Source organism: Devosia sp. (assembly GCF_036676215.1).
Taxonomy (GTDB): Bacteria; Pseudomonadota; Alphaproteobacteria; order Rhizobiales; family Devosiaceae; genus Devosia.
Genome location: NZ_JAKFDJ010000068.1, coordinates 108,585 through 127,465, shown reverse-complemented (window position 1 = coordinate 127,465; position 18,881 = coordinate 108,585). Strand labels below are relative to the sequence as shown.

Sequence of the window (18,881 nt, the reverse complement as noted above, 5' to 3'; positions counted from 1 at the left end):
GGTGTCGCGTTCGGTGATGGGTGAGGGTGGTGCCGTCACCCAGGCACGCACCATGCTAACAGTTCTTTCACCAGTGCCGCGCACCATTGTCCGGCGCAAATATCTGCGCGACCGACGGGCCATCTGAGCTCGCATCTGGTGATGGAAGCCATTAACTCCCGCTCGAAATTCTTGGGTACGCCAGCTACATGCCGATCATGACCAAGACTATCGGCGGCCCTCACCTGACCCTTCACCAATTGCGTGTTGTGTGGGCGGTTGCCCATGCTGGAACGGTGAGCCGGGCCGCCAAACAGCTCGGGCTGTCGCAGCCGTCGCTGTCCCAGCAGATAGCCAAGCTCGAGGCGAGCATCGGGCACCAGGTGTTCGAGCGTCGGGCGGCGCGCATGACGCTGACCGAGATCGGGACTTTCCTCCTCGATCGCGCCGAACCGGTGATGCGCGAAATGCAGCAGCTCGAGGATGGGCTCAGCGGCTTTGCCGGCGGCACCCGGACCATCGGCATCGCGGGGATCAGCTCACCTGTCCGGGTTCTGCTGCCGCAGGCGCTCCGCCGCTTCCACGACCAATATCCGGACATAGGCTTCGACCTGCACGAGAGCAGTCCGAGCGACGTACTGGCGATGCTCTATGCTCGGCGGGCCAATGTCGGGATCGTTGCGGCGAGTTCGATTGCCCAGGCCAGCATGGGTTTTGTGCAGGTGCCGCTGCTCGATGACCCCTATGTCCTTGTCGTGCCGGAGGCGCTCAAGCTCGATGGCGTTACGTCCGAGGACAGGCTCGATGCGGCGCAGCGTGCGATCCTCAACAACGGGATCCACTTCATCTACGGCACGCAGCACCAGAAGCGGATCGAGGCGTGGTATGAGACTACCCTGACCAACCATCGGGTCGTCGCACAGTGCCGCAGCTTTGAGGTTGCCGTGGCGATGGTGCGCGCCGGGCTTGGCGTCTGCCTCGCACCGGCGCTCTCCTGCTTTGCCGGCGCCTCGGTTCTCGGCGGCATCCGGCTCTACGAGGTGACGGTTGGCATTCCGCGTCCGCTGGTGGCGCTGGTTCCCTCGCAGTACCGCCATCTTGCGCCCTACTCGGCGCTGATCGACACCCTGCGTGAGGTCGCCCAGGACCAGGTGCGGCCGAAGATCGGCCCGGTGCCGCCCTTCCTCAAACCTAGCGGATACGGCCGCTAGAAGAGAAACCTATAGCGGCTATTGGACCCTGCACGCCCGATCGGCGCTAACAATGGGGCTGTTGGGGAGTTGAGCCATGATTATTTTGCTCTATCGCCTCGGTTTCCTGGCCCTCCTTCTGGCCGGCTGGACCATAGCGTCCGAACTCATTCCTCGGAATCTCTTCCCGACGCCGCTCGCGACCTTCGAGGCCGCACAGCGCCTCTTCTCGGAGGCTCGGCTCTGGATCGCGATCGGGGACAGCCTGACTGTCTATGGTCTTGGCTTTGCGCTCGCCGCCACGGTTGCGGTGCCGACGGGGGTCATCATGGGCGGGTTCCGGCCGCTCGGCAAAACGCTCGACGTCTATGTTAACGCGCTGGCCGCGACGCCGCGGGTCGCCTTCATTCCGCTGATCATCGTCCTGCTCGGCCTCGGGGTGCAGGCGAAAGTTTTCATCGTCTTTCTCGGCGCCACGATGCCGATCCTTCTTAACACCTACGCCGGTGTCCTCGCCTCGAACGACGAACTCGTCGAGATGGCGAAGTCGGTGGGTGCGAGCCGGTGGCGCATCTTCACCCGGATCACCATCCCGAGCGCGGTGCCCTTCATCGTCGTTGGCCTCCGCATCGGCGCGACCATTGGACTGATCAACACCGTGGTCGCCGAGCTCTACACTGCCGTTCGCGGACTGGGGGGCCTCCTCGCCATCTATGGCAACACGTTCCGCATGGCCGAGTACTTCGTAATCGTCCTGATCCTCGCAACCGTGGGCGTCATCGTCACCGAACTCCTTCGCCACCTGCAACTGCGCCTTGAGCGCTGGCGGGGCGATGCTCCAACCTGACCACCCAAGGAGGAAACCATGAAGAAATTTGTCCAACTTCTTCTACCCGCGCTCGCAGCACTGATGCTCGCACAGCCGGCGACCGCGGCACCGTTCCGGCTGATCCTCACCCACCTTGAGCCGCCGCTCGTTCCCAACTCGGTCATGGATCTGGCGCTGGAGAAGGGCTACTTCGAAGCCGAAGGTGTCGAGGTCGAGCTCGTCCGCGTCGAGCAGACGCCATCGGCCCTGCAAGCGCTGGCCGCTGGCGAAGGCGAGATGGCCAATGTCAGCGTCGATGGCCTGCTGCTCCTCGTCGCTCAGGGCGCCACCGACCTGAAGGCGGTGACCTCACCAAACAAGTCACTGCCCTACGTTATCGCAGCCAAGGACGACATCACGACCGTCGCTGCCCTCGCCGGTCGCACGTTCGGAGTCGGCCGCGTAGGCAGCCTTGATCACTCGTTGTCGATGAAAGTGCTCGCTGGCGGGGGCCTCGATATCAACGCGATGGAAGTGGTTGCCATTGGCCAGCCCAACGTCCGCGCGCAGGCTCTGGTCGCGGGTCAGATCGACGCCACCACGATGTCGATCGGTGTCTGGATGTCGATCCCGGACAAGACCGGCTACCACCTCCTCATCGACCAGGAGCCATATTACGCGGCCGCTCCGGTCATCAACAAGGTCAACGTCGTGACCCAGAAGGTGCTCGACGAGCGCGGCGCCGAAGTGCAGGGCGTCATCCGTGCGCTGATCAAGCTCTCGCGCGATTTTGCGGCCGATCCCAACAGCTGGGCCGCGGCCATGGTGCCTTACGCGCCGAACACCGACGAGGCTGGCCTCCAGGCGCTGGCGGCAACGTTCGCAACGAGCTGGAGCGTCAACGGCGGCATGAACGCCACCGACCTGCAATACACCCAGGACTGGCTCTATTCGACCGAGGATTTTGCCAGTGTGACCCCGGTGACTTTGGACCAGTGGGTGGACTTCGGCCCCGTGGACGCGGTACTTGCTGACCTGGGCACTGTGGACGGTGACGCCGCTGCCCGGTGAGGAACGACTATCCGACGGGGGGGAAGAATTCCAGATCAATTGCCTTCTCCCGTCGCCGCCATAGACCTTCGCGGCGTAGGTGTTTCCTTCCGCTCCGCCCGCCTGAAGCAGGAGATCGTTGCGCTCAAGGACATCAACCTATCGGTGCCCGACGGGCTCTTCGTCAGCGTGCTCGGGCCTTCGGGGTGCGGCAAGACCACGCTGCTGCGGCTGGTAGACGGTCTGCTCAAGCCGCAACATGGCTCAATCCGCGTTCATGGGGAGTCGCCGAAGCCCGGCCCCGGCATGGGCTTCGTATTCCAGTCATTCCGTCTGATTCCCTGGCTTACGGTTGAGGCCAATGTCGAGTTCCCTCTAGGCGAGCAGGGGCATTCGCGCGAGGAGCGGGCGAGAATGGCGCGGGAGCAGCTGGAGACGGTGGGTCTCACGCGCTTCAAGGATGCCTATCCGGACGAGCTATCGGGCGGCATGAAGCAGCGCGTTGCCATTGCGCGCGCCCTGGTCACGAAGCCGCGTGTCCTCCTCATGGACGAGCCTTTTGCCAGCATAGACGCGCAAACCCGCGAACTCATGCAGATGGAGCTCATGCGGCTCTGGAGCCAACAGCAGTCGACCGTGCTTTTCGTGACGCATAGCGTGGACGAGGCGATCATCCTCTCCGACCGCATCGTCCTCATGGGGCCCCGGCCGGGACGAATTGTCGAGACGCTGGATGTCGATCTCGACCGCCCGCGCTGGGCTTACAATGCCTGGGCGGACGAGCGCTATATCAAGCTGCGCGCCTACCTCTCATCGCGGATGCGCGAACTCGTGCTGGCCGATCCTCAATCCGACTTCTACCGCCCGCAGTGACGTATCGAGGAAAGGCGGAGCGACGCGGGACGCGCCCTTCCTGTTGCTAGCCCCGGCTCGGATTTTGTCCCGAGGATAGGCCAAGGCAAGCGTTTTCCATAGGCCGCGTCAAGCTCGCCGAAAGCAAGTGTTCCTCGGCCGCGAACACGAGGCGTGTGGGCTTCGCCTAAATGTGAGCGGTGCGTCCAGTTGACGGTGCCCGGCGCAAGGGTCTACGGTCAAAGTAAGCTAGCGTACAATTATTGAGCCGGCTCAATCCTCTTCGAAAAAAATGCGATCGAGCCTTAGCGCTAGTCACAGCAAATTGAGGGGAGGCTACTATGACGGGTAGTCGTAAACTGCTTGCGATCGCCGCTTCGTCGATATCATTATTTGCCATGCAAGCGGCCGTGGCCCAAGACAACCCGATCGACGCCATAACGCCGGTTACCGACGAGATGCTGCAGGACCCGCCGGACGGCGACTGGCTGATGTGGCGTCGCACCTATAATGGGTGGGGCTACAGCCCACTGGACGAGATCAACAAGGAAAACGTCAGCGACCTTGAGCTGGTCTGGTCCTGGGGCATGACGCCGGGCGGACGGACGCAGGAAACCCCGCTGGTCCATGACGGAATCATGTTCATCCAGAATTCCACTCACCTTATCCAGGCGCTTGACGCCGCCACGGGGGACCTGATCTGGGAGTATCAGTACGAGCTGCCGGATGAGGTGAACCCCAATGGCGAGCGCAGCAAGGCGATCTACGGTGACAAGCTGATCGTCGCGACCCGCGACGCCCATATTCTTGCGCTCGATATCAAGACCGGCCAGTTGGTATGGGACAAGCAGGTCGCCGACTTCAAAAAAGGCTTCGCCTATTCCAGCGGCCCGATTGTCGCCAACGGCGTCATTGTCCAGGGCATGACCAGCTGCAGCAACGCCCAGCCCGGCGGCTGTTTCTACACCGGGCACGACCCGGACACCGGCGCAGAAATGTGGCGCTTCCACACCATCGCCCGCGGCGATACGCCTGAGGGCAATAGCTGGAACGGCATCCCGCTGGAAAGCCGGCACGGCGCTTCGGCGTGGATCACTGGCTCCTATGACCCAGTGCAGAACCTGGTCTTCGCCGGTGTCGGCCAGCCCTATCCGTGGATCGCCGAGATCAACGGGCTACTCCCCGAGAGCGCCGATCCGGACGACAGCAACGACGCACTCTACACCGACTCAACGCTTGCCCTTGACCCGAATACCGGCGAGCTGAAGTGGTACCACCAGTACCTCAAGACCGACTCTCTCGACCTCGACTACGTCTATGAGCGCTTGCTCATCGACGACATGGTGGTGACGACCGGCAAGCTCGGCATCATCGAAGCGCTCAATCGGAACACCGGCGAGTGGCTGTGGGCCAAGGAAACCGTGCCGCAAAACGTGGTGCTGTCCATCAACCAGGAAACGGGCGAGAAGACCATCAATCCCGAAACCGTTCCGCATATCGGTCAGACCACCTTCAACTGCCCGGCCGACCCGGGCGGGCGGGCCTGGCAGGCCACGTCCTACAGCCCCAAGACTGAGACGATCTACCTGCCACTGGTTGAGTTCTGCTCGAACACCACCCCGCAGCCGCTCGATCCGGGCGAGATCTACACGAGTGGCGGACGGGCGACCTTTGATCGTGTGCCGACCCCGGACAGCGACGGCAATTACGGCCGCGTCGACGCCGTCAAAGTGTCCGACCAGTCGACCACCTGGTCGCATCGGCAATATGCGCCGGTCGTCAGTTCGACCCTGCCAACGGCCGGCGGCGTGGTCTTCGTGGGCACTCTTGACCGCAAGTTCCTCGCCTTCGACGACGAGACCGGTGATATCCTCTGGGAGAGTGGCAAGATGAGCAATTCGCTCGAATCCTTCCCGATCTCCTACGAGGCGGGCGGCAAGCAGTATGTTGCGATTGTTGCGAACTGGGCCTCCGGCCTGGGCCGCCTGCAATCGCTGACGCCGGACATCAAGCTTCCGACCCACAACCCGGCGACCGTATACGTGTTCGCGCTTCCCGATTGATTAGTTAGGCTGATCCCGAAAACCGGCCCGGGCGGACCTGGAAATCTCCAGTCCGCCCGGTGCGTTTGTGAGGTCCGATCTTGCGCATCGCTTTCCCATTCCCGCGGCTGACGAGGCACCTGCTGGCCGCTGTGCTCGCATGCATGCTGGCTTTGCTGGCGCAGGGGCAGGTCTCGGCCCAGGGCGAACCCGAATTCTTCGAAAAGCCCTACGCCCACGGTCAGTGGAACCTTGGCCGGCGGCTCGATGAATCCCAGCTTCGTTATTGCGTTGATCGACGCGACGCCGACTGGGAGGTCGCCGGCGCCATCGCCGACGCCGTTGCCGGGGCGTTGCTGCTCGAGCCGCACCGATACGTCGTCGAAAGCGCCGTCGTCCAGGAGGACATTACCAGAGTCTATGGGCTCATGCTGGAGCACTGCGACATGCATATGGGCTTCAAGCTGATCCCTGAGGGATTTGCCAACTGGGTCACGCTGACCCGGCCGTATTATGAAACGCAATACGTGTTCGTCACCGCCGACCCTGACATCCGATCGCTCGCCGATCTGGCGCCCGGGCGTCCGATCGGCGCGACGATTGGCACCTCGGCGCATGTCCGGCTGGTCTCCTACCTGATCGCGTTACCGGCCGAGCAGCGCTGGCCGACCTATCCCATGGGGACCAACGACCTCGCCCTCGAGTCGCTGCTCAACGGCACCGTCGACGTCGCGCTCGTCTGGGCCCCTGTTCTGTGGGCCAAGCAGCGCGCAGACTCCTCCTATGCCGACCTGCGCGCGATCGATTCCAACCCAATGCCGCCCACGAGCCTGGGTGTGGGCGCGCTGCTGCTGTCCGACGAGACTTTCCTGCGCAGCGCCATCGACGAGGCGGTCGCGGCGCTCACCGCCGACGGGACCATCGGCGCGATACTCGATGACTTCGATTTCCCTGCCACGGCGGCCCCGTAATGGCTGACCTGTCGTCGTCCCAGGCATTGCCTCAACCCGCCATCCGCGTCGACGCCGTTTCCAAGCGCTACGGGCGCACGCTGGCGCTGGACGGGGTTAGCTTCGAAGTGGGCAGGCGCGAGCTTTTCGCCCTGCTCGGGCCCAATGGTGCCGGCAAGACGACGCTCCTGCACATCCTGTGCACCGTCCTGCGGCCCGACAGCGGCAGTGCAGAGGTGGCCGGCCACGATGTCGTGCGCGCCCCGCTCGCGGCCCGCAGCCGGCTGGGCATCGTCTTCCAGGAGCCCAGCCTTGACGACCGCCTGACCGTCCGGGAAAATCTCAACCTGCACGGCCTGGTCTTCGGCGTCCCGCGCCGCCTGCGCCGCCAACGCATTGCGGAAATGCTGGCCCTCGTCGAACTTGCCGACTGGGCCGACAAGCCGGTGCGCAGCCTGTCCTCGGGCATGAAGCGGCGGCTCGAGATCGCCCGTGCGCTGATCCACGATTCCGAGATCATGCTTCTTGACGAGCCCACCGTCGGACTGGACGCCCAGACGCGCGAGCGCATCTGGAACTATGTCCGCCGCCTGCAGGCCGACCGGGCGCTCACCGTGGTGGTCACCACCCACTATATCGAGGAAGTCGAGAGCTGCGACCGGGTCTGCATCATCGACAATGGCAAGGTGCTGGCTATCGACACGCCCGCCGCCTTGCGCCGTGCCCATGGGCAGCAGCTGCTAAGGGTCTTGCCGCGAGCTGACGCCGATCGCGCCGAAATCCTGAGGCGCTTCGCCGAGCGGGTGGTCCATCAGACCGGCGAAGAAATCGTGCTCAAGTCCGACGATCCGTTCGTCGAGACGTTTCTGGCCGAATTCGGCACCCGCATCCGCGCGCTTTCCAACGAGGTGCCAAGCCTTGAATCGGTGTTCCTGTCGCTGACCGGACGCGAATTGCGCGACCAGGGCGCTGGCGCCCACGAGCGTACGGCGGCTTTCGGTCGTCACGGAGGAGAACACACCAGATGAGCGATACCGATGTAGCTCCTGCTTCCCGCCGCTCATGGCTGCTGGTGCAACTGGGCGGGCTGTATGGACTGTGGCTGAGGGAAGTCATGCGGGCGGTGCGCGACCGCGGCCAGCTGGTCGGCGGACTCAGTCGCCCGATTCTGTGGGTGCTGATCCTGGGGATCGGTCTCAATCCCTACTTCCGCGGCGAGGTTTATGGCGCGACCACCTTTGTCGTGCCCTTCACCTATCTCCAGTTCATTTTCCCCGCGGTCGTCGCGCTCAACATCATGTTCACCTCGGTGCAGTCGGCCGTCTCGGTGATCTGGGACCGCGAATTCGGCTTCCTGCGCGAAGTCCTGGTCTCGCCCCTGTCACGGGCCACGGTGCTGCTTGGCAAGATACTGGGCGGTGCCACCGTGGCGGTGCTGCACGGGTGCCTCGTTCTGATCCTGGCGCGCTTCGCCGGCGTGGCGCTGACCTGGACCGACATCCTCTCGGCGCTGGGGCTGATGGCGATGCTCGCCTTTGCGCTCACCTCCCTTGGCGTGGTGATCGCCAACCGCATCCGCACCTTCGAGGGTTTTGGTATCTTCTCGAACGCAGTCATCCTGCCGCTCTATTTCACCTCGAGCTCGATCTTTCCGCTCGACCCGTCCCTGTCCCGGGCCCAGACGAGGGTGGTCTATCCGGACTGGCTGGTCACGATCGTTGAATGGAATCCCCTGACCTACGCGGTCGATTCTCTGCGCGGCGCGCTGATCGACTACAACCAGTTCGACCCGTGGATGGGGATCGTGGTGATGGCTGTTTCCGGCGTGGTGCTGTTCGCCATCGCGCTCTACGACTTCAACCGGGCTTGAGGCGCCGATGGCTTTTTTCCGCGGCCTGTTGCGCAATTTCGGGGGCATCGCCGTGGTCCTGGTGCTGCTCTTGGCGGTCACCTTCCTGCCGCCGGACACCTCGCTTTCCGAGGTGCGTGCCGCCGCAACGCTGAAGGCCTGCGTTCCGCCTGCCTATCCGCCGCTGGTCACCGGCGATCCCGAACGGCCCGGTATCGACATCGAGCTGTTGCGCGAGGTTGCCGGGCGCATCGGCGTGTCGCTGGTGCTCAGCGAGAACCGCGCCATGGGGCGCGACTTCAACCCACGCAACTGGGGCCTCAACAGGGCCCAGTGCCAGGTGATCGCGGGCGGCGTGGTGAACTCGGTCCAGACGCGCTCGTTTCTCGAAACCGGTCCGCCCTATGCCGATACCGGCTGGGCCATCATCTCGCCGGTCCCGCTGACCTCGCTTGCCGGCCTCGATGTCGGCGCGCTGGTGCTGGTCTCGGGCCTCGACCGCATAGGGCTCTCGCGTTTCCTGCGCGCCGAGGGCGCCACGGCGCGTGTGCTCACCACGTCCGACGCCCTGGTCCTCGCCATTTCCGCCGGCACGCTGGACGCCGGGGTGACCGAGGCCATGCTGGCCACCAAACTTGCGGAGGAGAACGGCTGGACGGTGCAGTGGACACCACCCGAGCTCGGGCGCTACCAGTTGGTCTTCGGGCTCTGGAAAGGCGACATGACCCTCAAGGGCGCCATCGACCAGGCCTTCGCCGAGCTTTCCGCCGACGGTACCATCGCCGCCATTCTCGATCGCTACGGCGCCGCCCCGATCGACTAGCCGGCCAGCTCCAGCCCGAGGACCAGCGGGGCGACGACCTCGTATGCCGGCGTCAGCAGCATCCTGGTGATGCCGAAGGCCGACGCAGCCAGCAGGCCAATCCCGATCACGATGCCCACCCAGGCAGGCAGGCGGATGCCGATCGCCGCCAGCAGGTGAGCGCCGGCCAGCGGCGGCACGGGCAAGAGGGAGAACAGTGCCATCCAGACACAAAGCCGCGCCGCGACGCGCACGAAGGCTGCCCCGGTCAGCCCGGCAGTATAGGGCAGCAGCGTCAGCAGTGGAATGATCAGCAGCAGGATCAGATAGCCGGCCACCAGCAGTGCCACGCTGCCCGCCAAGGCGGCGATCACCAGCCCCCAGCGCCCGAACCGCAGCCGCGCGGTCTCGATCGCGACCGGCTTGCTCCAGCCCAGGCCCGACACCATGATGGAGACCAGACCCAGAAGGTCGAGATGTGCCAGAGGCAACAGCGTCAGCCGCCCGTCATAGCGCGGTCCCTTGTCGCCAAGCAGTACTGCCGCGGCGGCGATCGTCGCCCCCTGTACGGCGACAATGATCAGCCCCGCAAAGAGGCGCAGCACCACCAGTTGGATGGTCAGTTCCGCGCCAATCATGTGCGCCTCCTCGCGCCGGGCCGGCTGTCGGGCGCGCCGCTCACTTCTCCATGATCAGCTCGTAGAGCGCGTCGACGTCGGAGGGCAGGGGCGCGCCCTGCCGGAAGCCGTTCCGCTTGAGGATATAGGCCATCAGGTCGGCATAGGTGCTGGCAGAATAGCGTCCCGGGGCGTTGGGCGGCATGGTGGCCGACATGATCTCGAACAACATCCCGGCCGGCGCGCCCTTGGCATATTTCTCCTCAAAGCTCAGCCCTTTGAGCGGCGCCCCGCCCAGCAGCCCGCCATTGAGATCCTCGCCGTGGCATTCGGTACAGTTGTCTTCGTAATCCTGCTTGCCGCGATCGGCCTGATCGGCCGCGTAGGAGACCGGGGCCTGGACCGGGGCCACCTCGGCCTGGGCGAGCAGAAGAGGGTTTTCCGATGGCGGCGCTGGCAGAACCCGTACGGCTTGGAGCGCGGGATTTGCCAGCCCGGGCGCCGTTCCCGATACCGCGATGAGCGCGGAGCCAACCGCGACCATCACCGCCGCGCCGCCAGACAGCCCAATTCTTCGTGTTCTGTTCATTGGAAGACCTCCCAACCCGATGGCAGCGCCGAAAAGCGACAGTTTGCCGGTATTTGGTCGATGGACCAAGCGAAGCCGACATCAGGCCATATTGCAATAGTCTCCTTGTCGCTTCTTTGTGAACGGGCCACCGTTCGGCCCCGCCCCGCCAACGGTGTGGGGGCCGGCCTGCTGTCGCGCGAGTCTCGCTACAGTCGCCTCGCTCTCATGTAGTCACTCCTACTTCAACCCCTTGCAGGGACCGGTCGAGCTCAAGTGAGACAACTCGGCTGTCATGCTGCCCTCACGCTCTGTTCAGCCTCGGAACAACGGCAACGCGCATGCGTTGTCCGATTGTAAAATCTCTTGAGGACACGCTGCCATGCCGGACCTGTCGAAGCGCCTGCGCGAACCGCTCGTCTTGACCATCCTCATCATCGCCGTGGCCGGTTGGATCGCCTTGTTTGCAGTGTGGATCAACTCGGCAAGCCAGGGCGGCCGGCAGCAACAGGCCATTGCAACACTGACCACGGAGCGTGATGACGTCGCTGCGCAGCTTCAGGAGCGCGAAGCAACCGAGGGCGCTCTGGTCGACATTGCTGCGCAGCTGGCCACCGCTCAACAAGATCTCGCTGCGGTTTCGGCGTCCCGTGACAACCTCAATGCCGAACTGGCCAAACGCGAAGGCGAACTGGCGACAGCCACTGAAGACCTTGAAACCCGTCGTGCCGATGCCGCAGCCATCGAGCAACAATTGGTCGATGCCCGCGCCGAAACCGACGTCCTTGCGGCTCAGCAGCAAGAGCTGACCACCCAGATCGAAACTGCCAATCAGCAATTCGCCGACGTCGGCGCTCGTCTCGAACAGGTGCGCAATCAGGAGGCAGAAGCCACCGCCCGGGCGGCTCAGCTGACTGAAGAAGCGGCGACCGCCACATCTACATTGGCCGATACGCAGGCGCAGCTTCAATCGGCCCGCGAGGAGCTTGCCGCCGTACAGAACCAGGCAGCTGAAGCCACGGCGCAAAGCGAAACCGCTGGGGCCGATGTTCTGACGCTGCAGCAGCAGGTGGCCGACCTGGATGCACGCCGCGAGCAACTGGCCAAGGATGTCGAGGGCTACCAGGCTCAGCGTGACGAGCTACAGCCGCAGGTCGAGGAACTGGCAGCGAGCGTGACCGCGCGGGGTGACGAACTTTCGGCACTTGAAGCCCGCATCAGCCAGGCGACATCGGCGGCGGACTCCGCGGCCTGGATAGGCAGATTTACGGCCAGTGACGGAGGCGCTGCGTCGGGCTTGTCGCTGACCCTGGGCGAGGACGACCGCTTTACGCTCAGCAGTGACGACGGCCGAATCGTAGAGGGAAGTTATACCCTGAGCGACACCGAACTCGTCATGTCCGAAGCCACAGGTTCGGTCGGCAATGCAAGCTTCCCCATGACCTGCCCGATTTCCCAGACTGGTGGCGCTTTTCTGGTCGGTGAGGCTGAGGGCTGCGTGCTGGCTGGCCTACAGTTCGACCGAGCGCCGTAGCCGCAAGGCGGATATGCCCATCAGACCGAGCTCCGCCAACGTGGGCCAGTTATCTGGGTACCTCGCAGTACCATCATTGTGCGCTATGTCTTCTTGCGCATGGCTTCGTTGAGCATGTCGCCCAGGGAGCCGGTGCTGCGGGGGGCTTCCTGAGGTGGGCGCTGGTTGGCACGGAGAGGCTGGTCGCGGGGGCGTTCACGCGGGGCGGTCGTGTCGATTTCCTTGCGCATGGTGAGGCCGATGCGCTTGCGCGGCACGTCGACTTCCACGACGCGAACCTTGACCACGTCGCCCGCCTTGACGACCTCGTGGGGATCCTTGACGAATTTGTCGGCCAGCTGGGAGACGTGCACCAGCCCGTCCTGATGCACGCCGATATCGACGAACGCACCAAAGGCGGCGACGTTGGTGACGGTGCCTTCCAGCATCATGCCGGGCTTGAGGTGTTTGATATCATCCACGCCCTCGGCAAATGTCGCGGTCTTGAAGGCCGGGCGGGGGTCGCGGCCCGGCTTTTCCAGTTCCGAGAGGATGTCGCGCGCAGTCGGAAGGCCGAAGCGGTCATCGACGAAGCTCTTCGGATCAAGTCCTGACAGGGCAGACTTGTCGCCCATGATGGTCCGGAGATCACGGCCGCAGGCGGCGACGATCCTGCGGGCCACGCCATAGGCTTCAGGGTGGACCGAGGACGCGTCGAGCGGCTCGATGCCGTCAGTGATGCGCAGAAACCCGGCGCTCTGCTCGAAGGTGCGTTGGCCGAGGCGCGGCACCTCGAGCAGTGCCTTGCGGGAGCGGAACGGGCCATTGGCGTCGCGGTGCGTGACGATGGCTTCGGCGACGGACGGGCCAAGGCCCGAGATACGCGCGAGCAGCGGGGCCGAGGCGGTGTTGAGGTCGACGCCCACGGCGTTGACCGCGTCTTCGACCACGGCGTCGAGCGAGCGACCAAGGCGGTATTGGTCGAGGTCGTGCTGATACTGGCCAACGCCGATCGCCTTGGGCTCAATCTTGACCAGTTCGGCCAGTGGGTCCTGCAAACGGCGGGCGATGGAAACAGCGCCACGGAGGGACACGTCGAGATTGGGGAACTCGGCCGCGGCCAGCGCAGACGCGGAATAGACCGAGGCCCCGGCCTCCGAGACGATGACCTTGGTCGGTTTGGGGGCGGGCAGGCGCTCGATGAGGTCGGCGACCAGCTTTTCGGTCTCGCGGCTGCCGGTGCCATTGCCGATGGCGATGAGCTGTACGCCGTGCTTTTTGATCAGCGCCTGAATGGCGGCCTGCGAGCCCATCACGTCGTTGCGGGGCGGGAAGGGGTAGATGGTTTCGGTATCGAGAACCTTACCGGTGGCGTCGATGACCGCAACCTTGACGCCGGTGCGGATGCCGGGATCGAGCCCCATAGTGGCGCGGGCGCCGGCGGGGGCGGCCAGCAGCAAGTCCTTGAGATTGCGGGCGAAGACGCCGATGGCCTCGACTTCGGCCCGCTCGCGCAACTCGACCATCAGGTCGATGGAGAGCGTGACACGCAGGCGCGTGCGCCAGGCCCAGCCAGCTACTTCGCGGAGCCATTTGTCGCCTGCGCCATTGCCCTGCGCATTGAGCGCAGCAGCGACGAAGCGCTCGGCGGGTTTGATCGGGTCGGTGACGTCGGCATCCACCTCGATATCGAGGCTGAGGAAGTCCTCGTCGCGGCCGCGCATCATGGCGAGGGCGCGGTGGCCGGCGACCTTGTTCCAGCGTTCGGAATGGGCGAAGTAGTCGGAAAATTTGGCGCCAGCGTCTTCCTTGCCCTTGAGCACCTTGGCACTGAGCATGGCCTTGTCGCGCATATAGGCGCGGAGCTGGCCGAGCAGGGCGGCGTTTTCCGACAGGCCCTCGATGACGATGTCGCGGGCGCCTTCAAGCGCTTCCCTGGTGCCAGGCACCTCTTCGGTAATGTAGCCTTCGGCGAGCAGCACGGGATCGGCGCCGCGATTGGCAAGGATGGCTTCGGCCAGCGGGCCCAGGCCGCGCTCGCGGGCGATCTCGGCCTTGGTGCGGCGCTTGGGTTTGAATGGCAGATAGAGGTCTTCGAGCTCGGCCTTGGTGGCAGCGCCGATGATGGAGGCGGTCAGCTCGCTGGTGAGCTTGCCCTGCTCGTCGATGGATTTGAGGATCGCAGCGCGGCGGGATTCCAGTTCGCGCAGATAGGTCAGCCGCTCGGCCAACAGGCGCAACTGCGTATCATCCAGCCCGCCGGTCACTTCCTTGCGGTAGCGCGCGATGAACGGCACCGTTGCCCCGCCATCGAGCAGTTCCACGGCGGCGCGCACCTGATCGGGGCGGGCGGCGACTTCGGTGGCGATCTGGGCGGCGATGCGGGTGTCGAGTTCGGACATGAATCTACTTCTTGGTTCGGCTGGCGCGACCATAGTCTCCTCGGGCCGAAGGTCACACCCAATGCGGGACGATTTCCTCATTTGTGAGAATGGCGGCGGGCTTAGTGCCCGCAGCGAGATCGGAGTATGCTGTGCCGCGTCCGACGAGACCATGCGCGCAGTCGGCACGCCGCGGCTGGCACTTTTGCCATGGAAACGGATGGGCAGCCCAGCGGGCGATAGCGCCGTTTCCAGAGCTTGACACCGAGGCTCCTCGGAGTACTTCTGCCTCCTGGAGGAGCCGGCTTATGAAGCTTGACCGCATCGACATCAACATTCTGGCCGAGCTGCAGAAGAACGGGCGGGTGACCAATGTCGAATTGGCCGAGCGCGTGCATCTATCACCGAGTCCATGCCTAACGCGGACGAAGAGGTTGCAGGACGAGGGATATATTGTCGGCTATTCGGCCCATATTGACCTCGCGCGGCTCGGGGAGATGCTGACCGTCTTTACCGAAGTAACGCTCAAGAACCATCGTCAGACCGATTTCGCGCGGTTCCTGGCCGCGATCAGCAAGATCGACAATGTCATCGAATGCCACCTCGTCTCGGGCGGCTACGATTATCTGCTCAAGTTCGTGGCTCGCGGCATTTCGGAATACCAGGAAATCATGGAACGATTGACCGACATGGATATCGGCATCGACAAATACTTCAGCTATGTGGTGCTTAAGTCACCGATAAACCGGCGCCACCTTCCCCTTGCGGGCCTGTTTGGCGAATAGGTTGTAGGCTGCGCCGACGTCTGTCGGTCAGTCCGCGCCGTGATGCGCAAGTACGCTCTCAGCCGGCCATCGCCTGTTCCGGTTTCCGATCGAAGCTGTCGAGCCAGGTCGGATCAAGCTTGGGTACCGAGGAAAATAGGAGGCGGGTGTAGGGATGGCTGCCCCCGGCGGCCATGCCCTGAGGCGTGAGCTGCTCGACCTTTTCGCCCCAGTGCATGACGGCCGCCTCGTCACAGATCGCGCGGACAGTGGCCAGGTCGTGACTGATGAAGAGGTAAGACAGGCCAAGCTCGCGCTGCAATTCTTTGAGTAGCTCGATTATCGCGGCGGCGACCACCGTGTCGAGCGCCGAGGTCACTTCATCGCAAAGGATGAGTTTGGGTTCGGCGGCAAGCGCGCGCGCCAGATTGACGCGCTGTTTCTGTCCACCTGACAATTCACTGGGCCGCCTGTCGCCGAGCGATCGAGTCAACTGAACCATGTCGAGCAACTGATCGACGCGGGCGTCCTGCGCGACCCCGGTCAGGCCATGGAAAAACGCCAGCGGGCGCCCGAGAATGTCGCGCACACTATGAGCGGGGTTGAGGGAGGTATCCGCAGATTGGAACACGATCTGCACGTCGCGCAGATCTTGCAGGCTGCGGTTCCTGCTGAGGGGCGCAAGAGCGCGTCCGTTAAAGCCGATCGTACCTGACAAAGGAGGTAGAAGGCCGGCGACCGCCCGTGCCAGGGTCGATTTCCCGGAACCGGACTCGCCGATAATGCCCAGGTTTCGGCCCTTCTCAAGCTGCAGGCTCACATGCTTGACCGCCGTAACTTGCGGCAGACCGTCCGCCTCGATCCTTCCGTAGCCCACGACGAGGTCCGAAACCTCGAGCAAGGGTGGTTCGATCACGGCTTGCGCCTTTGCCGGATCGGCAGCGCGCGGAGCGGGGTGAAAGGCGGCCAGCAGTTGGCGCGTATAAGGATGCTGCGCGTCTGACAGGATCTGCTCGGTCGCGCCCTCTTCCTGTACCGCGCCGTTGCGAAGGACCAGTATGCGGTCGGCAACCTGTGCGACGACCGCGAGATCATGCGAGACATAGACCCCGGCAATACCGCGCTCGCGCATAACGGCTTTGAACGCGCGCAACACGTCCACCTGCGTCGTCACGTCGAGAGCCGTAGTCGGTTCGTCAAAGATGACGAGCTTGGGATGGGTGATGAGCGCCATGGCCGCAGCGAGGCGCTGCAACTGCCCACCGGAGACCTGGTGAGGGTAGCGCAGGCCGATTTTTTCCGGGTCAGGCAGTGCGAGGGCGCCGAATAGCTCTACCGCGCGGGCCTGTGCCTCCGCCTCAGTCATCAGGCCGTGGATAAGGGCCGTCTCCACCACCTGGGTGAGAATTGTATGCGCAGGGTTGAATGCTGCTGCCGCACTCTGCGGAATATAGGAGACCACGGCACCCCGTATGCTCTGCCGGGCCCGTTCGCTCAGCGTGACCATGTCACGCCCGTCCACCATGACCGTGCCGCCGGCGATGCGACAGCCCGAGCGGGCATATCCCATCAAGCTCAGGGCGATCGTCGACTTTCCTGAACCGCTCTCGCCGATGAGGGAGACGATTTCGCCCTCCGCGACGTCAAAGCTGACGCCTTTGATGATCTCGATGTGTCGGCCTGCATCGCTGGTGGCATCGACCGTGAGATTTCGAACGCTGACTAGATCGGTCATTTCAGACCCCCCGATCGCGGATTTTGCGTGGCAGGTTGTCGATGGCAATGTTGACCGCGATCGTGAGGCTCGCGATAGCGATGGAGGGCATGATCACGGCTGGTGCCGCGAAGGCGAGGCCGCCTATATTTTCTCGCACCAGCGCGCCCCAATCTGCCAACGGTGGCTGGACGCCGAGCCCAAGGAACGAGAGCCCAGACAACAGCAATACCACGAACACGAACCGCAGGCCGAAATCGGTCAACACCGGTCCCAATATGTTGGGAAGAATCTCCGCGCGTGCCAGATAGAACAGGTTCTCGCCGCGCAGCCGGGCCACCGTGACATAGTCCATGGCGTTGATGTTGACGGCGAGGGACCGGGCAAAGCGGTAGGCACCGGGTGTATAGATCACGGCCAGGATGACTATAAGCATCGGAATGGAAGACCCGCCGCCAGCCACCGCGACGAGCCCGAAAAGCTTGCTGGGAATAGAACTCAGCGCGTCAAAGAAGCGGCTCATCGCAGTGTCCAGCCAGCCGCCAATGAGGGCGGCCATCATGCCCAGGCCCACACCGGCAACCACGGCCAGCGTGACGGCGGCCAGTGAGATGCCGATGGTAACGCGGGCCCCCATGAGAATGCGCGACAGCACGTCGCGTCCGAGATAGTCCGTGCCAAGCAGGAAGCGGTCCGACGACGTGGTGAAGATGCTGAAGTCCACGATCTCGCCGACGCCATAGGGCACCAGAAACGGCGCGGCGATAGCGATCAGCGCCCAAACGATGAGGAAGGCAAATCCAACCAGGCCAATCAGGGGGAAGCGATATCCGAGCATGGTCATGGCTTAGGCTCGCAATTTCGGGTTTGCCATCAGCGCCACGATGTCGGCCAGCGTTACCAACAATAGGTAACCGACACAGAAAATCATGGCGCAACTCTGGATGAGCGGAAGGTCGCGCGTTGCGACCGCGTCCACCATGAGCCGGGCAATACCGGGATAGTTGAAGATGGTTTCAACGATGATGACGCCGCCGAGCAGATAGGAGAGCGACAACGCTATGGCGTTCACGATTGGGCCGAGCGCATTGGGCAGGGCGTGCCGAAGGATGACGCGCGTGGGCGAAGCACCTTTGAGCCGGGCCATTTCGATATAGGGAGAGTCTAGCGTTTCGATCACGCTGGCGCGCGTCATGCGGATCATTTGCGCCGAGATGACAAAGGTCAGCGTGATAACCGGCATGGCATAGGCGCGGAGTAGGCCGCCGAAGCTGTCGACATTGCTGAGATGCGACAGGGCGGGCAACCACCCAAGCCATACCGAAAAGACCAGCACGGCCAGGGTTGCCGTCATGAATTCGGGGACCGAAATCACCCCGACGGTCATGATGCTCACGACGCGGTCATATGCCTTGCCGCGGGCGACAGCGGCCGTGATGCCCAGAAAGAGCGAGAGGGGCACGGCGATGGCCGCGGTGATGCCTGCCAGCTTGAGCGTGTTGGGCAGCCGCGAACCGATCAGCTCGGCAATAGGCAGGTTGTTGACATAGGACTGACCGAGGTCCCCCCGCAGCAGGCCCAGCAGCCAGTAAACGAAGCGGATCGGCGCCGGGTCGTCCAGGTGCATCGCCGTCCTTAGCCCCGCCACGGCCTCGGGTGTGGCCGCCTGGCCGAGCAGCACCTCGGCCACGTCGCCGGGCAACAGCGCCGTTGCGCTGAAGACCACAATGGCGACGATCAACAATGTCACCAGGCCGATTGCGAGACGCTCCATCAGAAGTCTAGGTAATGTTGTTCTCATG

At 63.8% G+C, this 18,881-nt stretch carries 17 protein-coding genes; 11 read left to right on the top strand and 6 right to left on the bottom strand.

Annotated elements, in window-relative coordinates; all coding sequences use genetic code 11:
• Window positions 1–197 precede the first annotated feature (197 nt).
• The 9 genes from V6M52_RS07155 (at window position 198) to V6M52_RS07115 (ending at window position 9,543) form a co-directional block, all read left to right on the top strand.
• A complete protein-coding gene (locus V6M52_RS07155) occupies window positions 198–1,190 on the top strand; it encodes a LysR family transcriptional regulator (RefSeq protein WP_332700540.1) in 993 nt (330 codons plus the stop codon).
• A 76-nt stretch (window positions 1,191–1,266) separates the two neighbouring features.
• Window positions 1,267–2,016, top strand: coding sequence for an ABC transporter permease (locus tag V6M52_RS07150; protein WP_332700539.1), 750 nt, complete (start codon window positions 1,267–1,269; stop codon window positions 2,014–2,016).
• An 18-nt stretch (window positions 2,017–2,034) separates the two neighbouring features.
• Window positions 2,035–3,048: an ABC transporter substrate-binding protein gene (locus tag V6M52_RS07145; protein WP_332692660.1), complete on the top strand. Its 1,014-nt coding sequence runs from the start codon at window positions 2,035–2,037 to the stop codon at window positions 3,046–3,048.
• 39 nt (window positions 3,049–3,087) lie between these two features.
• Window positions 3,088–3,900: an ABC transporter ATP-binding protein gene (locus V6M52_RS07140; protein ID WP_332692657.1), complete on the top strand. Its 813-nt coding sequence runs from the start codon at window positions 3,088–3,090 to the stop codon at window positions 3,898–3,900.
• A gap of 389 nt (window positions 3,901–4,289) precedes the next feature.
• Window positions 4,290–5,942 carry a pyrroloquinoline quinone-dependent dehydrogenase gene (locus V6M52_RS07135; RefSeq protein ID WP_332692654.1) on the top strand — a complete coding sequence of 551 codons (1,653 nt, stop codon included), beginning with the start codon at window positions 4,290–4,292 and terminating at the stop codon, window positions 5,940–5,942.
• An 80-nt stretch (window positions 5,943–6,022) separates the two neighbouring features.
• The gene (locus V6M52_RS07130) at window positions 6,023–6,892 is read left to right on the top strand and encodes a substrate-binding periplasmic protein (protein ID WP_332692651.1); all 870 of its coding nucleotides are present in this window, start codon (window positions 6,023–6,025) and stop codon (window positions 6,890–6,892) included.
• The gene (locus V6M52_RS07125; RefSeq protein ID WP_332700538.1) at window positions 6,892–7,899 is read left to right on the top strand and encodes an ABC transporter ATP-binding protein; all 1,008 of its coding nucleotides are present in this window, start codon (window positions 6,892–6,894) and stop codon (window positions 7,897–7,899) included. Before V6M52_RS07130 ends, V6M52_RS07125 begins: the two co-directional genes overlap by 1 nt.
• The gene (locus V6M52_RS07120; RefSeq protein ID WP_332700537.1) at window positions 7,896–8,741 is read left to right on the top strand and encodes an ABC transporter permease; all 846 of its coding nucleotides are present in this window, start codon (window positions 7,896–7,898) and stop codon (window positions 8,739–8,741) included. Before V6M52_RS07125 ends, V6M52_RS07120 begins: the two co-directional genes overlap by 4 nt.
• Window positions 8,742–8,748: 7 nt before the next feature.
• Window positions 8,749–9,543: a substrate-binding periplasmic protein gene (locus V6M52_RS07115; RefSeq protein WP_332700536.1), complete on the top strand. Its 795-nt coding sequence runs from the start codon at window positions 8,749–8,751 to the stop codon at window positions 9,541–9,543.
• Here the strand turns inward: V6M52_RS07115 and V6M52_RS07110 are convergent.
• Both V6M52_RS07110 and V6M52_RS07105 read right to left on the bottom strand, forming a co-directional pair.
• On the bottom strand, window positions 9,540–10,160 hold the full coding sequence (locus V6M52_RS07110) for a hypothetical protein (protein ID WP_332692639.1): 621 nt from the start codon (window positions 10,158–10,160) through the stop codon (window positions 9,540–9,542). The two genes, V6M52_RS07115 and V6M52_RS07110, sit on opposite strands and share 4 nt — an antisense overlap.
• A 40-nt stretch (window positions 10,161–10,200) precedes the next feature.
• Entirely contained in the window at window positions 10,201–10,728 is a 528-nt protein-coding gene (locus tag V6M52_RS07105) for a c-type cytochrome (protein WP_332700535.1), read from the bottom strand.
• A 400-nt stretch (window positions 10,729–11,128) separates the two neighbouring features.
• Between V6M52_RS07105 and V6M52_RS07100 the strand changes: the two genes are divergently transcribed.
• Window positions 11,129–12,241, top strand: coding sequence for a hypothetical protein (locus tag V6M52_RS07100; RefSeq protein ID WP_332700534.1), 1,113 nt, complete (start codon window positions 11,129–11,131; stop codon window positions 12,239–12,241).
• 83 nt (window positions 12,242–12,324) lie between these two features.
• On the opposite strand, the gene V6M52_RS07095 is transcribed toward V6M52_RS07100, so the two are convergent.
• The gene (locus V6M52_RS07095; protein ID WP_332700533.1) at window positions 12,325–14,622 is read right to left on the bottom strand and encodes a Tex family protein; all 2,298 of its coding nucleotides are present in this window, start codon (window positions 14,620–14,622) and stop codon (window positions 12,325–12,327) included.
• A gap of 287 nt (window positions 14,623–14,909) precedes the next feature.
• Here V6M52_RS07095 and V6M52_RS07090 point away from each other — a divergent pair, with 287 nt between their 5' ends.
• On the top strand, window positions 14,910–15,386 hold the full coding sequence (locus tag V6M52_RS07090; protein WP_332686597.1) for an Lrp/AsnC family transcriptional regulator: 477 nt from the start codon (window positions 14,910–14,912) through the stop codon (window positions 15,384–15,386).
• 58 nt (window positions 15,387–15,444) lie between these two features.
• Here the strand turns inward: V6M52_RS07090 and V6M52_RS07085 are convergent, their stop codons facing one another.
• The 3 genes from V6M52_RS07085 to V6M52_RS07075 are packed head-to-tail and all read right to left on the bottom strand — an operon-like array spanning window position 15,445 to window position 18,853.
• Complete coding sequence (locus V6M52_RS07085; protein WP_332700532.1) at window positions 15,445–17,100, bottom strand: ABC transporter ATP-binding protein; 1,656 nt, start codon at window positions 17,098–17,100, stop codon at window positions 15,445–15,447.
• A gap of 1 nt (window position 17,101) precedes the next feature.
• A complete protein-coding gene (locus V6M52_RS07080; protein WP_332700531.1) occupies window positions 17,102–17,923 on the bottom strand; it encodes an ABC transporter permease in 822 nt (273 codons plus the stop codon).
• A gap of 3 nt (window positions 17,924–17,926) precedes the next feature.
• Window positions 17,927–18,853: an ABC transporter permease gene (locus tag V6M52_RS07075; protein WP_442881828.1), complete on the bottom strand. Its 927-nt coding sequence runs from the start codon at window positions 18,851–18,853 to the stop codon at window positions 17,927–17,929.
• Between the last annotated feature and the right edge of the window lie 28 nt (window positions 18,854–18,881).

What these genes read in the sequence shown, in the direction of transcription:
- V6M52_RS07110 (WP_332692639.1), bottom strand. Translation starts at nt 10,160, where the DNA reads ATGATTGGCGCGGAACTGACCATCCAACTGGTGGTGCTGCGCCTCTTT.
- V6M52_RS07105 (WP_332700535.1), bottom strand. Translation starts at nt 10,728, where the DNA reads ATGAACAGAACACGAAGAATTGGGCTGTCTGGCGGCGCGGCGGTGATG.
- V6M52_RS07095 (WP_332700533.1), bottom strand. Translation starts at nt 14,622, where the DNA reads ATGTCCGAACTCGACACCCGCATCGCCGCCCAGATCGCCACCGAAGTC.
- V6M52_RS07150 (WP_332700539.1), top strand. Translation starts at nt 1,267, where the DNA reads ATGATTATTTTGCTCTATCGCCTCGGTTTCCTGGCCCTCCTTCTGGCC.
- V6M52_RS07090 (WP_332686597.1), top strand. Translation starts at nt 14,910, where the DNA reads ATGAAGCTTGACCGCATCGACATCAACATTCTGGCCGAGCTGCAGAAG.
- V6M52_RS07155 (WP_332700540.1), top strand. Translation starts at nt 198, where the DNA reads ATGACCAAGACTATCGGCGGCCCTCACCTGACCCTTCACCAATTGCGT.
- V6M52_RS07085 (WP_332700532.1), bottom strand. Translation starts at nt 17,100, where the DNA reads ATGACCGATCTAGTCAGCGTTCGAAATCTCACGGTCGATGCCACCAGC.
- V6M52_RS07080 (WP_332700531.1), bottom strand. Translation starts at nt 17,923, where the DNA reads ATGACCATGCTCGGATATCGCTTCCCCCTGATTGGCCTGGTTGGATTT.
- V6M52_RS07115 (WP_332700536.1), top strand. Translation starts at nt 8,749, where the DNA reads ATGGCTTTTTTCCGCGGCCTGTTGCGCAATTTCGGGGGCATCGCCGTG.
- V6M52_RS07145 (WP_332692660.1), top strand. Translation starts at nt 2,035, where the DNA reads ATGAAGAAATTTGTCCAACTTCTTCTACCCGCGCTCGCAGCACTGATG.
- V6M52_RS07075 (WP_442881828.1), bottom strand. Translation starts at nt 18,853, where the DNA reads ATGGAGCGTCTCGCAATCGGCCTGGTGACATTGTTGATCGTCGCCATT.
- V6M52_RS07120 (WP_332700537.1), top strand. Translation starts at nt 7,896, where the DNA reads ATGAGCGATACCGATGTAGCTCCTGCTTCCCGCCGCTCATGGCTGCTG.
- V6M52_RS07125 (WP_332700538.1), top strand. Translation starts at nt 6,892, where the DNA reads ATGGCTGACCTGTCGTCGTCCCAGGCATTGCCTCAACCCGCCATCCGC.